The sequence below is a fragment of the Marivirga lumbricoides genome, assembly GCF_014636295.1.
GTDB classification, from domain to species: domain Bacteria; phylum Bacteroidota; class Bacteroidia; order Cytophagales; family Cyclobacteriaceae; genus Marivirga; species Marivirga lumbricoides.
In genome coordinates, this window is record NZ_BMEC01000012.1 from 1 (window position 1) to 13,049 (window position 13,049).

Consider the following 13,049-nt stretch of genomic DNA (forward strand, 5'->3'; position numbering starts at 1 on the left):
GCACTCTCAATCAGTGTTTTAACACTTCCTCCTCCGCTTATCTTCAATCTTTCAATCAACAGCCCTCTCAAGCCATTCCCCTCTTTTGGGTCGACAAAGGTAGAAAATATTCGCCATCTTACAACTCTTTCTATCCCCTGTTTTGTAATTATTTGCATGCTAACACACCAATACGCTAAAAATCAATTACTTACTCCATGGAAATAATTTATAAAACCTTAGCTCACTTAATTAAATTGGAACAGTTCTGCGAAGTGGCATAAAGAAAAAAGCCCCCTGCAATAAACAAGAGGCTTACTTTGCATGCTTCTACAACAATTTAAATTTAATGATTTCTAATGACAGTTTGCATTCTATCAGGTCCCATCGAAACCAGATTGATAGGAACTTCTAACTGCTCTTCGATAAACTTAATGTAATCTACTAACTGCTTAGGCATGTCATCAAAACCTTTAACACCCTCTAAAGAGGTATTCCATCCTTCCAACTCCTTGTAGACAGGGGTGATCTCTTTATCCACAATATCATAGGGAAACTCGTCTGTAGTACTTCCGTCCGGCAATTTATAATGAGTACATACTTTAATTGTTTTGAAGTCGCACAACACGTCCGATTTCATCATAAAAAGTTCTGTAACACCATTAATCATTACTACATATTTCAAAGCAGGAATATCTAACCAGCCGCATCTTCTTGGCCGACCTGTGGTGGCCCCAAATTCGTTACCTATTTTTTGAAGCTTTACTCCCTCCTCATCAAATAGCTCTGTAGGAAAAGGGCCACTCCCTACCCTGGTGCAATAGGCTTTAAAAATTCCAAAGACTCTATTGATAGAACTTGGTGCAACCCCTAACCCGGTGCAAACACCAGCAGTCATCGTGTTAGAACTTGTAACAAATGGATAACTACCAAAATCCACATCCAAAAGCGAGCCTTGTGCTCCCTCTGCCAAAACGGACTTACCTGATTTTAACTCTTTATTAATAAGGTACTCTGTGCTAACGATATTAAATTTCTTCAGAAAGCTTACTGCTTCAAAAAACTCTTCTTCCAGAGGTTTCAATTCATATTGATGTTTATAGAAACTTAGGATAGCTTCATGCTCATTTACTAAGCTTCTGTATTTATCTTCAAATCCATCATCAAGGATATCACCAACCCTTAAACCTAAACGTGCTATTTTATCCTGATAGGTAGGCCCTATTCCTTTTAATGTTGATCCTATTTTTTTATTTCCTTTAGCTTGTTCATAGGCTGCATCCAGCAACCTGTGGGTTGGTAATATTAATTGTGTCTTATTAGAAATGAATAAATTCTCACTAAAGTTGATATTGAATGGATCAAGCTTGTGTATTTCCTTTTTGAAGATCACAGGATCTAAAACTACACCATTGCCGATTACATTTTTAATTTTATCCCTGAAAATACCACTAGGTATTTGGTGAAGAACATGTTTAATTCCATCAAACTCCAGCGTATGACCTGCATTGGGTCCGCCCTGAAAGCGAGCTACCATATCGTATTTTGGTGCAAGTACATCTACTACTTTGCCTTTACCCTCATCACCCCACTGTAAACCTAATAAAACATCCATCTTAATTAATATAATAGTTTAGACACAGCTCTGCTAGTGAGCTGCTTGTATTTAAAAATTTTAAATTCTCATTTAATAATTAAAGGGTTTCTCTTTGCAAAAGAAACATTTGACAAAATTAGTGTGGAATAAAAATGACACACCGAAGCTCATAATCACTTTAAACTATTAAGTGCTCCTTCTTTTGAGTCATGTATAGAGAATATATTATTCAATTTAGTGATAACCAAAAGCTTTTTAACCTGCTCAGAAGGGTTCAACAATGCTACTTCTCCTCCTTTATTTCTTAATTTGGTAAGAATAGTGATCAAAACGCCAATACCACTACTATTCATGTAGCGGATTTCTGAAATATCAATAATACACTTATGAATTCCTTTGTTAACGTGTTCATTCAAAACTTCTACTAATCCGGGTCCATTGTTTTCCCCTATTAGATCACCTGATAGCTTTAAAAGCAATATATTATCTACTACTTCTTTTTCGTATTTCATTTACCTTCTGATTTTAATTTTGCCTGGCAATCTCCACAAATACCATACAGGTTTAAGGAGTGGTGCATTATTTTAAAATTTAATAAATCACCTACCATTGTTTTTATATTTTGTATTCGTGGATCACAAAACTCTACAACTTTATGACATTCGGCACATATTACATGATCATGTTGTTTGTACCCATAGGATTTCTCGTATTGTGCAAGGTTTTTCCCAAACTGATGTTTGCTAACCAAATCGCATTCAACTAATAAATCCAATGTATTGTAAACAGTAGCCCTACTCACTCTGTAGTTCTTGTTTTTCATGCTAATATAAAGCGACTCCACATCAAAATGTCCTGTACGGGAATAAATCTCTTCTAATATAGCATACCTTTCCGGAGTTTTACGCAAACCTTTATTCTCCAGATAAGCTGTGAAAATTTGTTTTACTTCTTTAAAAACCTTCTCATTCAATACCATATAACTCCTTCCATTCTTAGGTGGCAAATATAGAAAAATAGAATTTAATCATAACGATTCACCTTAACAATCCCTCGAACTGCTTTCAATTTATCTATCAATTTGTCGAGATGTTTTGTACTTTGAACAAAAAGGTGAATTTTCCCTTCAAAAATACCATCTTTAGTATCTACAGAAATAGATTGCATATTCACTTTAAGTTCACTGGAAATAATTTGAGTCACATCGCTTATTAGCCCAACCCTATCTGTACCAATAATTTGCAGACCAGCTAAAAATGCAATCTCCTGCTGTGAGGTCCATCTTGCCTTTACTACCCTGTTTCCATGATTTGATAAAAGCTCAGGTGCGTTGGGGCATGAGGTTCTATGGATTTTAATTCCTTCATTAACGGTGACAAAACCAAAAACTTCATCTCCCGGAATTGGGTGGCAACAACCTGCTATTTTGTAATCCACAACATCCATGTCTTCCCCAATAAGCAACATGTCTTCTCCTTTTACCTTTTTCAGCTCCTTTTCAAAAGAATTTGCATCACCACGAGTATTAATTCGTTTCCTGCTACTTTCTTTCTCAGTTAGTACTTCTTCCTGGAACCGTTTAATTAGTTTGGGGTCATGTTTCCCTGTTGCTATACTATAATATAAATCTAATGGCGTCTTTTCGTCAAAATAGGCTCTTATTTTATTAATTACTTCATCTTTAGGGTCAATTTTCATTTGTTTCAGTTTTCTGAAAACAATTTCTTTTCCCTCAAGAGCTGCTGATTTCTTATCTTCTTTTAAAAGGTCTTTAATTTTGGCTTTGGCTTTTGAGCTAACTACAAACCTGAGCCAATCTTCGCTAGGTTTTTGCTTATTTGAAGTAAGGATTTCAATCTGATCACCATTTTTAAGTTCATAATTTAAGGGAACAAGTTTCTGATTTACTTTTGCTCCCAAACATTTTGCTCCAACTTCTGTGTGAATATCAAAAGCAAAATCTAAAGCGGTAGATTTATTTGGAAGTGTTTTTAAATCTCCTTTTGGAGTAAAAACGAATACTTCATCAGAAAAGAGATTAGACCTGAAATCATCTACAAATTCTATAGCATTCGTATCATTTGATTCCAGCATTTCCCTTACACGCGAAATCCACTGTTCAAGCCTGGTTTGCTCCGGATTGCTATAGCTATCTTTGTATTTCCAATGCGCGGCATATCCTTTCTCTGCTATGTCGTCCATACGTTTGGTACGAATCTGAACCTCTACCCACTGTCCTTTATCACTCATCACAGTAGTGTGCAGCGATTCATAGCCATTAGCCTTTGGTGTGGATATCCAGTCGCGTAATCGATCAGGGTTAGGTTTATAAAAATCTGTAACGATAGAGTAAACTTCCCAGCAGGCAGCTTTCTCATTTTCTACGGGAGCATCTACAATTATTCTTATAGCAAAAAGATCATAGACTTCATCGAAAGGGATATTCTGCTTTTTCATTTTATTCCAAATGGAATAAATAGATTTTGGTCTACCTTTTATTGTATAAGGCCATTTTAATTTATCCAGTTCACTTTCAATAGGGCCAATAAAATTCCTGATAAATTTTTGTCTGGCAGATCTGGTTTCATTAATCTTATTGGCAATATCTCTGTAGATCTCATTTTCAGTATATTTTAAATGAAGGTCTTCCAATTCAGATTTAATGGCATAAAGCCCTAGCCTGTGAGCTAAAGGGGCATATAAATAGATAGTTTCAGAAGTAATTTTCAACTGCTTATTTCTGGGCATACTTTCTAATGTACGCATGTTGTGTAAGCGGTCTGCCAGCTTAATCAGAATCACCCTAACATCTTTAGAAAGGGTGAGCAACATTTTACGGAAATTTTCTGCCTGCTGGGAAGTACCATATTCAAAAACGCCAGATATTTTTGTAAGGCCATCAATGATGGGTGCCACTTTGGGTCCAAATTCTTTTTCTATATCCTCAATTTCCCAATCAGTGTCTTCCACTACATCATGCAATAAAGCAGCAATAATGGAGGTGGTTCCCAGTCCTATTTCCTCTACAGCAATAGTAGCTACTGCTATTGGGTGCAATATATAAGGCTCTCCAGATTTTCTGCGCATGTCCTTATGAGCCTCCATGGAGGTCATAAATGCTTTTTTTATCAATTTAGCATCTCCATCTTTAAGAAATGGCTTTGCTTTTTTCAGTAACTTTCTATACTCACGAAGAATTACTTTACGTTCTTCTTCCACATCAATATTCAACATATACTAGACTTATTCTTATCTACAAAATAAACGATAAAATTTATCAATCCTGATTTGCAATGAAAATAATTATTACTACATTTGCACTTCAATTTTAATAAACGCGGATGTGGCGAAATTGGTAGACGCACTAGACTTAGGATCTAGCGCTTTACGGCATGGGGGTTCGAGTCCCTTCATCCGCACACAAAATCAACCCTTAATTTTAGTATAAATATACCTAAATTAGGGGTTTTTTCATATTACACAACATCTAAAAACACAAAACGCTTTGGACATTACACTCAACAAAAAGGATTCCGCCAACGCTTCAATTAAAATTATATTAAATGAAGCTGATTATCAACCTAATGTTGAACAAAAAATAAAGGAATACGGAAAAAAAGCTAATATCAAAGGATTTCGTCCTGGCAAAGTGCCTGCCACTTATATCAAAAAGATGTATGGCAAAAGTATTTTGGTGGAAGAAATCAATCAACTACTTACTAAATCATTAAATGATTATATAAAAGAAAATGATTTACAGATATTAGGTGAACCTTTACCCAACCAGGAAAAAGCGGAAGCTATCGATTGGGATCATCCAAAAGAATTTGAGTTTGAATACGATTTAGGGCTTGTTGATGAGTTTGAACTGAAGCTTGATGACAAACTAAAAATTGATAAATACATTATTGAGGTTGACAAAAAGGTGATGAAAGAAACCATGGACAACCTAAAGCAGCAGTATGGTGAAACTGAATCTGTAGTGGAGAGTGCAGATGAGGACACCCTTGAAGGAAACATTATCAGCTCTGATGAAAAGCTTCAGGAAAAAGTTGTGTTACCAATTGCTGATTTAAATAAAAAATCTCAGAAGAAATTTACCGGTCTTAAAAATGAAGATGAAGTAAAGTTTGTGATCGATGATATTTTTGAAACAGACGAAGCCAAATCAAGATTTTTAGGACAGCAGGCGTCTTCAGATGTACAGCCTGATGCAGAATACACTTTTAAAGTAACTGAAATTAAAAGAACAAAACCTGCAGAAATTAATCAGGAGTTGTTTGACAAAGTTTTTGGTAAAGATGCTGTAAAGTCAGAAGAAGAATTTGATGCCAAAATCAAAGAAACGATCTCTGAAAATTATAATAGAGAAACTGAAAACTTATTGAACCGCGATCTTCAAAATACTTTGGTAGAGAAAACCAAAATTGATTTGCCCGATGAATTTTTGAAAAAGTGGTTATTATTAAGCAACCAGGGGAAAATCACTCAGGAACAAATTGATAAAGAATATGATTTGTACACTAAGGATTTGCGCTGGAACTTAATTAAGAATAAAGTAGCCGAGGATAACAAAGAGGAAATAAAGGTAGAACACGAAGATGTGATTAATCATACTAAAGAGTTGATTAAGCAGCAGCTTGGTGGAATGGTTGAGCAGATGGGAGATAGCCTTGATAGTTTTGCCAACAACTACCTGCAAGGTGAAAAAGGTGAAAACTACAGAAAAGTATTTGAAGAGCTTCTTAATTTGAAAGTTATGGAGCATGTAAAATCAAAGGTTTCTATAAAAGAGAAAAAAGTTGATTTAGATGGCTTTAAAAAGGCTGTTGAGAAGAACTAAAGATAAATAGTATCGTTAATGACAAAGTCCTTTTAAAGAAGGACTTTTTTTTTAATTTTGTACTAATCTAAATAATATTTAAATGATTAATAAAGAGGAATTTAGAAAATTTGCCGTAAAAGGTGAACGAATCCCGGGAAGTCATGTTGACCAATATGTACATCAGGTTGAAAACATGACCCGTTCCGTTATTGAAGAAAGGCCTACTAATTTTAGAGAAATAGATGTTTTTTCGAGACTAATAATGGATAGGATCATCTTTTTAGGAATGCAGGTAGATGATAATATTGCTAATATTATTACTGCCCAATTACTTTTCCTACAATCTGTTGATGCTAAAAAAGATATAAGTTTATACATTAACAGCCCGGGAGGCTCAGTGTATGCTGGTTTAGGGATTTACGATACTATGCACTATATTACACCTGATGTTGGAACTATATGTACCGGCTTAGCAGCAAGTATGGGTGCTGTTTTATTGGCAGGTGGTGCTGAAAAGAAAAGATCTGCTTTGCCTCATTCAAGAATTATGATTCACCAACCAATGAGTGGCATGCAAGGGCAAGCCTCTGATATGGAAATATCTTTAAAGCAGACCTTATCAGTAAAAGAAGATTTATATAAAATATTGTCTAAACATAGCGGGAAGACTTATAAGCAGGTGGAAAAAGACTCAGACAGGGATTTCTGGATGAGAGCAGAAGAAGCCAAAGAATACGGATTAATTGACGAAGTTTTAGCGAAGAAATAATGGCAGAAGACAACGCACAAGTGACATGTTCGTTTTGCGGACGAAATAAGAAAGATGTGGATTTGATGATATCCGGCATACACGCACATATTTGTGATAAGTGTATTGTTCAGGCACAACAAATCCTTCAGGAAGAAGTGAAGACTAAAACAGCTTCAAAAAATCCTAAATTCAATCTGATACGACCTGTTGAAATGAAAAAACACTTGGATCAGTATGTTGTCGGTCAGGATGAAGCTAAGAAGATAATGTCTGTAGCGGTTTACAACCATTATAAAAGATTGATGCAAAAAAGCTCCAAAGATGATGTTACTATTGAAAAATCTAACATTATCATGGTGGGAGAAACCGGTACAGGTAAAACTTATTTAGCTAAAACTTTAGCTAAAGTGCTACAAGTACCATTTTGTATAGCCGATGCTACTGTTTTAACAGAAGCAGGTTATGTAGGAGAAGATGTGGAGAGTATTCTTACCAGGCTTTTACAGGCGGCTGATTATAATGTGGAAGCTGCTGAACGGGGTATTGTTTATATAGATGAACTGGATAAAATTGCCAGAAAATCTGATAACCCATCTATTACCAGAGATGTTAGTGGAGAAGGTGTGCAACAAGCCATGCTTAAACTATTAGAAGGAACTTCAGTAAACGTTCCTCCTCAAGGCGGCAGAAAGCATCCTGATCAGAAAATGATCAATGTAAATACCGAAAATATTTTATTTATATGCGGTGGAGCTTTTGATGGTATAAGCAGAAGTATTGCTTCAAGACTCAATACAACACCTTTAGGATTTTTGAATTCTGATGCAAATGATGAGTTGGTAGTAGATAAAGACAACTTACTTCAATACATTACGGCTCAGGATTTGAAAAATTTTGGTTTAATACCTGAGTTAATAGGCAGGCTTCCTGTATTAACACATTTAGATCCCCTGAGCAAAGATACTTTAAAGCAGATTTTAACAGCGCCAAAGAATGCTTTAGTAAAGCAGTATCAGAAACTGTTTGAAATGGAGCATATTGAATTAGTTATAAAAGACTCAGCTCTTGACTACATTGTTGAGAAAGCTGTTGATTTCAAATTAGGTGCCAGAGGGTTGCGTTCTATTTGTGAGGTAATTATGACTGATGCCATGTTTGAGTTTGATGGTGATCCGGAAGAAGGCAAATTGGTGATTGACGCTAGTTATGCTAAATCTAAATTTGAGAAATCTAAGTTTAAGAATTTAAGAGTAGCTTAATAAGGTAAAGTACTTCAGTATTTAAGTTTTTAAATGCGGCAGTACTAGATAGAATTAAAGAAAAAGCTGTTGGCGCAAACCAACAGCTTTTTTTATACTGCAATATCAGTGATTCAATTCATTTCTCCTCTTAGGGTATAAGCCATTTTCATTTTTCTGATCATCGCAGAGGATTCTTCAAAATAAAGAGACTGCTGCCCATCAGACATAGCCGTTTCAGGATCAGGGTGGAGTTCAAAAATTACTCCATCGGCACCCGCCATAATACCAGCCAACGCTACCGGCTCCACATGTTTCCTGATACCTATTCCATGGGAAGGATCCACAACAACTGGGAGATGCGTTTTGTCTTTCAAAACAGGGATCGCATTAATATCCAGTGTATTTCGAGTCATATTTTCAAAAGTTCTAATGCCTCTTTCGCACAGAATTAGGTTTTCATTACCTCCCGAGAAGACATATTCTGCCGAATATAAGAGCTCTTCGATGGTACCACTCACTCCCCTTTTAATCATTACTGGTTTGTCTACTTTTCCAAGTTCATCCAACAAGTTGAAGTTTTGGGTATTTCTGGCTCCTACCTGGTAAATATCGATATAGTCATACATCTCTTCTACCTGGGAAAGCTGCATTACTTCGGTAATTATCATAATTCCTGCAGCTTTGGCTTTCTCATACCACATTTTAAGGCCTTCCATCCCTAAACCACGGAATGAATAAGGCGAGCTTCTCGGCTTATAGACACCTCCACGCATTATTTTAACGTTGTTTTCTACCAGGTGAGCAATTACTGCATCTACCTGTTCCTCGCTTTCAATACTACACGGGCCTGCCATAATGGAAAAGTCATTTTGAGAAATGATTGTACCATCTCTCAGTTGAATTTGTGCTGGGTTTACTTTCCATTTCTTTGAAACAAGTTGATAATTATCAGAAACTACGTGTACATCTCTTACACCGCTTAATTGACCAATTTCACGGATGTCAATGTTGTTTTTTTCCATAGCTACGAGGTAAAATCCCTTCTGTGTTTGTACCTCATTTACAGATTTTGTGAATTTTTTTAAATTCTTTATCAACTGTTCCTTTTCGGAACTTTGAATATTTTTTTCTAATTGGAGTATCATTCTTTTAGATGTTAGTGGTTAGAATCAAGCATCCAGACCTATGTTATTATAATTTCTATTTTTAAACCTAACTATTTAGGTGTTCTAATATTCTCGACAAATTGTTTAATACTGCTTTGCAAATTTTCAGGATTTAAGTTCCTCAAAAATGCACTCCCTACAATTGCCCCATCAGTATATTGATTAACTAATTGCAGTGCAGAGTAATCAGCAATACCAAAACCTACCATTTGAGGAGTAGTTAAATTCATTGATTTAATTCTTTGAAGATAAGCCAATCTTTCCGGGCTATCCTCCCAGCTTCCACCAGTGGTGGCAGAACTACTTACCATATAGATAAACCCTCCGTTCTGATCATCAATTGTGCGGATTCTTTCTTCAGAAGTTTTTGGAGTAATGAGAAATACATTCTTCAGATTATATTTTTCAAAATATGGTTTAAACTGAATCTGATACTCATTCATAGGCATATCTGGTAAAATCAGGCCATCCACCCCTACTTCCTCACACTTCTGACAGAAAGCTTCAGTACCATATTTAAGTACATTATTGCAGTAACCCATTAAGAAAACAGGTTTTTGAGTGATTGTTCTTAAATCTTTCAACTGCTCAAAAAGCTTCTGAATATTCATTCCATTGGCCAAAGCTTTCATGCTGGTTTCCTGAATGGTGGGGCCATCAGCCAAAGGGTCTGAATACGGAATACCTATTTCGATAATATCGACATCTGCCTCATCTAAAGCCTGTAAAATAGTGGTTGTATCATTAAGCCGCGGATAACCTGCTGTAAAGTAAATAGTAAGCTTTTCCTTATTCTTATCTTGAAAAACATTTTCAATTCTGTTCTGCATATCTGCCATATTAATAGTTTCCATAATTAATGTACGTTTGCAAATCTTTATCTCCCCTACCCGATAAATTCAACACTACAACTTCTCCTTTTTCAAATTTAAGATTATTCAGGGCTGCTAATGCATGTCCTGTTTCCACAGCAGGAATAATACCTTCCAGTTTACTCAGTTCTACGCAAGCCTGCATGGCTTCATCATCTGTTACATATTCAAACTGTGCTCTTTTGCTGGCATATAAATATGCGTGCAAAGGTCCAATTCCAGGGTAATCCAGACCTGCAGATATTGAATAAGGTTCTGTCACCTGCCCATCTTCCGATTGCATTAACAAAGTTTTGGAGCCATGCAAAACTCCTGAACTTCCTTTGGCTGTAGTAGCTGCTGTTTCTCCACTATCAATTCCGTGTCCTGCTGCTTCTACCGCCACTAATTTAACTTTTTCATTATTGAGGTAATGGTAAAATGCTCCGGCAGCATTGCTCCCCCCCCCTACGCAAGCTACTACGTAATCAGGTGCATTCTTACCTTCCTGTTCTTGCAGTTGCTGCATAATTTCTTCACTAATAACTGCCTGAAATTTAGTTACCATATCCGGGTAAGGATGAGGACCAACCACTGAACCGATGATGTAGTGAGTATCATTTGGATTATTGATCCAATGCCGCATTGCTTCATTCGTAGCATCTTTTAATGTTTTGCTTCCAGAGCTTGCCGGCCGTACCTCAGCTCCCAGAATTCGCATTCTCTCTACATTAGGCCTTTGCCTGTCTATATCTTTTTCACCCATAAATACTACGCAATCCAAACCAAGTAGCGCACAAGCTGTAGCAGTAGCAACTCCATGCTGGCCTGCACCAGTTTCAGCAATAATTTTCTTCTTACCTAGCCTCTTGGCTAACAAAGCCTGGCCTATTGCATTATTTATTTTATGAGCTCCGGTATGAGCAAGATCTTCTCGCTTGAGGTAAATTTTAGCACCATATTTTTCTGAGAGCTTTTTGGCAAGATATAAAGGTGTTGGTCTCCCTACATAATCTTTCAACAATGCTTTAAACTCTTCCTGGAAATCCGGTTGGGCAATAATTTTAAGATACTGACTTTTCAGTTCCTCAATATTAGGATGTAAAAGCTCAGGAATATATGCTCCACCAAACTCGCCATAATAACCATTTTCATCTACTTTGATATCTAATTTTCCCATATATCTTAATATTTTAGTTATTCAATATTTTCTCTACTTCATCCAAATCTTTTAAACCTGGAAGTAGTTCTATTTTACTGTTATAATCTAGTCCCATCAAATTCTTCAATTCCATGTTTTGCACAACCTTAAGATCAGAAGTTTGTAACCCTCCGCTCAGAAAAAAAGGCTTTTGAGAATCAATTTGATGTAGAATGTTCCAATCGAATTTATAACCGTTGCCTCCTTTTTCAGCACCTTTAGTATCAAAGAGAAAATAGTCTGCAATAGGTTCATAAGCTGCAAGTATTGATGGATTGAAATCCTCTCCCACTGAAAAAACTTTAATAATTTCAATCCCTTCATATTTTAACTTCAAAATATCTTCAGGGCTTTCTTCGCCATGTAACTGCACTAAATCAAAATAACCTCTTTGAAAGAAATCAATAATTATTTCGGGAGATTGATTTACAAATACTCCCACTCTTTTGGTAGTGCCGAAATTAAGTTTTAACAAATTTTCTACCTGTTCTTCGTTTACATAGCGTTTGGACTTATCATAAAAAATAAACCCCATGTAGTCGGGTTTGTGTTTGAGAACATTTTGCACATTCTCAAAGTCACGCATACCACAGATTTTTATTTTAAGCTTTGCCGGTTGCATTTTGTTTCATTAAGAATTTTAGTTGGGCAGAAAATTTCTGGCATGTCTTTTCAGGCCTTGCACTTCTCATGAAAGTGGTTCCTATGAGAAAGCCATCAAATCCTGCATTTTTGAGATTGAGAGCATCTTCAGGTGTTTTTATTCCGCTTTCGGCAATTTTCACATAGCTGGCAGGAATTTGTTTTACTAAAGCTGTAGCAGTTTCCAGGTTAGTGGAAAAGGTTTTAAGGTCTCTGCTATTCACTCCTACTAAGTCGGCATATTCTCCAACATGCGAATCTATCTCCTGCTGATTGTGGACTTCTAACAGCACTTCCATACCTAGCTCACGCGCTAAACCTGCTAATTCTTCTGCTTCAGATCTACTTAAAATGGAAGCTATTAATAAAATAGCATCGGCACCATGCGCTTTGGCCTCATATACCTGATAGGCATCCAACATAAAGTCTTTTCTGATAATCGGACAATAATTGAATTTTCTGGCTGTTTCTAAATCCTTCAGGCTTCCTCCAAAAGATGGTCCATCGGTTAATACTGACAAAGCACTGGAACTGGCCTGCATATAGCCTATAGAAACCTCTTCCACCGAAATATGTTGATTAATAAAACCTTCTGAAGGTGATTTTCTTTTTATTTCAGCAATTATCCCTGTCTTATCTTCATTTTTAACATATGCTGATAAGGAAACAGGCCTGGCATTAAAATATGTTTTTTGCTTTAACAACTCAATAGGATAAAGTTTTTTGGCTTCATTTACTTCATCTCTTTTGTAAGCTACTATTTTATCTAATGTATTCATTTTGATATAATTCGTTC

Annotated in this window: 12 protein-coding genes and 1 tRNA gene; 4 read left to right on the forward strand and 9 right to left on the reverse strand. The window is 36.1% G+C overall.

Going from position 1 to position 13,049, the window contains the following annotated elements; genetic code table 11:
• Positions 1-325: 325 nt before the first annotated feature.
• From IEV85_RS17435 to IEV85_RS17450, 4 genes are all read right to left on the reverse strand, one after another.
• A complete protein-coding gene (locus IEV85_RS17435) occupies positions 326-1,600 on the reverse strand; it encodes an adenylosuccinate synthase (protein WP_188466243.1) in 1,275 nt (424 codons plus the stop codon).
• Positions 1,601-1,749: 149 nt separating this feature from the next.
• On the reverse strand, positions 1,750-2,088 hold the full coding sequence (locus IEV85_RS17440) for an STAS domain-containing protein (RefSeq protein WP_188465831.1): 339 nt from the start codon (positions 2,086-2,088) through the stop codon (positions 1,750-1,752).
• On the reverse strand, positions 2,085-2,555 hold the full coding sequence (locus tag IEV85_RS17445; RefSeq protein ID WP_188466245.1) for a Fur family transcriptional regulator: 471 nt from the start codon (positions 2,553-2,555) through the stop codon (positions 2,085-2,087). The genes IEV85_RS17440 and IEV85_RS17445 overlap by 4 nt, the downstream gene beginning before the upstream one ends.
• 44 nt (positions 2,556-2,599) lie before the next feature.
• A complete protein-coding gene (locus tag IEV85_RS17450) occupies positions 2,600-4,810 on the reverse strand; it encodes a RelA/SpoT family protein (RefSeq protein WP_188465834.1) in 2,211 nt (736 codons plus the stop codon).
• 103 nt (positions 4,811-4,913) lie between these two features.
• Between IEV85_RS17450 and IEV85_RS17455 the strand changes: the two genes are divergently transcribed.
• The 4 genes from IEV85_RS17455 (at position 4,914) to clpX (ending at position 8,411) form a co-directional block, all read left to right on the forward strand.
• A tRNA-Leu gene (locus tag IEV85_RS17455) sits at positions 4,914-4,995 on the forward strand.
• 86 nt (positions 4,996-5,081) lie between these two features.
• Positions 5,082-6,419 carry a trigger factor gene (locus tag IEV85_RS17460; RefSeq protein WP_188465836.1) on the forward strand — a complete coding sequence of 446 codons (1,338 nt, stop codon included), beginning with the start codon at positions 5,082-5,084 and terminating at the stop codon, positions 6,417-6,419.
• 82 nt (positions 6,420-6,501) lie between these two features.
• Positions 6,502-7,170, forward strand: coding sequence for a ClpP family protease (locus IEV85_RS17465; RefSeq protein WP_262892155.1), 669 nt, complete (start codon positions 6,502-6,504; stop codon positions 7,168-7,170).
• Entirely contained in the window at positions 7,170-8,411 is a 1,242-nt protein-coding gene (clpX, locus tag IEV85_RS17470) for an ATP-dependent Clp protease ATP-binding subunit ClpX (RefSeq protein WP_188465838.1), read from the forward strand. Before IEV85_RS17465 ends, clpX begins: the two co-directional genes overlap by 1 nt.
• A 113-nt stretch (positions 8,412-8,524) precedes the next feature.
• Here clpX and IEV85_RS17475 read toward each other — a convergent pair whose 3' ends face one another.
• The 5 genes from IEV85_RS17475 to trpC form a co-directional block, all read right to left on the reverse strand.
• Positions 8,525-9,538 carry a bifunctional 3-deoxy-7-phosphoheptulonate synthase/chorismate mutase gene (locus tag IEV85_RS17475; protein ID WP_188465840.1) on the reverse strand — a complete coding sequence of 338 codons (1,014 nt, stop codon included), beginning with the start codon at positions 9,536-9,538 and terminating at the stop codon, positions 8,525-8,527.
• Positions 9,539-9,609: 71 nt separating this feature from the next.
• On the reverse strand, positions 9,610-10,413 hold the full coding sequence (trpA, locus tag IEV85_RS17480) for a tryptophan synthase subunit alpha (protein WP_229712640.1): 804 nt from the start codon (positions 10,411-10,413) through the stop codon (positions 9,610-9,612).
• Positions 10,400-11,590, reverse strand: coding sequence for a tryptophan synthase subunit beta (gene trpB / locus IEV85_RS17485; RefSeq protein WP_188465842.1), 1,191 nt, complete (start codon positions 11,588-11,590; stop codon positions 10,400-10,402). Before trpB ends, trpA begins: the two co-directional genes overlap by 14 nt.
• Positions 11,591-11,603: 13 nt before the next feature.
• The gene (locus tag IEV85_RS17490; RefSeq protein WP_188465844.1) at positions 11,604-12,233 is read right to left on the reverse strand and encodes a phosphoribosylanthranilate isomerase; all 630 of its coding nucleotides are present in this window, start codon (positions 12,231-12,233) and stop codon (positions 11,604-11,606) included.
• Positions 12,214-13,032: an indole-3-glycerol phosphate synthase TrpC gene (gene trpC, locus IEV85_RS17495; protein ID WP_188465846.1), complete on the reverse strand. Its 819-nt coding sequence runs from the start codon at positions 13,030-13,032 to the stop codon at positions 12,214-12,216. The genes IEV85_RS17490 and trpC overlap by 20 nt, the downstream gene beginning before the upstream one ends.
• Between the last annotated feature and the right edge of the window lie 17 nt (positions 13,033-13,049).

What these genes read in the sequence shown, in the direction of transcription:
- IEV85_RS17440 (WP_188465831.1), bottom strand. Translation starts at nt 2,088, where the DNA reads ATGAAATACGAAAAAGAAGTAGTAGATAATATATTGCTTTTAAAGCTA.
- IEV85_RS17445 (WP_188466245.1), bottom strand. Translation starts at nt 2,555, where the DNA reads ATGGTATTGAATGAGAAGGTTTTTAAAGAAGTAAAACAAATTTTCACA.
- IEV85_RS17450 (WP_188465834.1), bottom strand. Translation starts at nt 4,810, where the DNA reads ATGTTGAATATTGATGTGGAAGAAGAACGTAAAGTAATTCTTCGTGAG.
- IEV85_RS17465 (WP_262892155.1), top strand. Translation starts at nt 6,502, where the DNA reads ATGATTAATAAAGAGGAATTTAGAAAATTTGCCGTAAAAGGTGAACGA.
- clpX (WP_188465838.1), top strand. Translation starts at nt 7,170, where the DNA reads ATGGCAGAAGACAACGCACAAGTGACATGTTCGTTTTGCGGACGAAAT.
- IEV85_RS17475 (WP_188465840.1), bottom strand. Translation starts at nt 9,538, where the DNA reads ATGATACTCCAATTAGAAAAAAATATTCAAAGTTCCGAAAAGGAACAG.
- trpA (WP_229712640.1), bottom strand. Translation starts at nt 10,413, where the DNA reads ATGGAAACTATTAATATGGCAGATATGCAGAACAGAATTGAAAATGTT.
- trpB (WP_188465842.1), bottom strand. Translation starts at nt 11,590, where the DNA reads ATGGGAAAATTAGATATCAAAGTAGATGAAAATGGTTATTATGGCGAG.
- IEV85_RS17490 (WP_188465844.1), bottom strand. Translation starts at nt 12,233, where the DNA reads ATGCAACCGGCAAAGCTTAAAATAAAAATCTGTGGTATGCGTGACTTT.
- trpC (WP_188465846.1), bottom strand. Translation starts at nt 13,032, where the DNA reads ATGAATACATTAGATAAAATAGTAGCTTACAAAAGAGATGAAGTAAAT.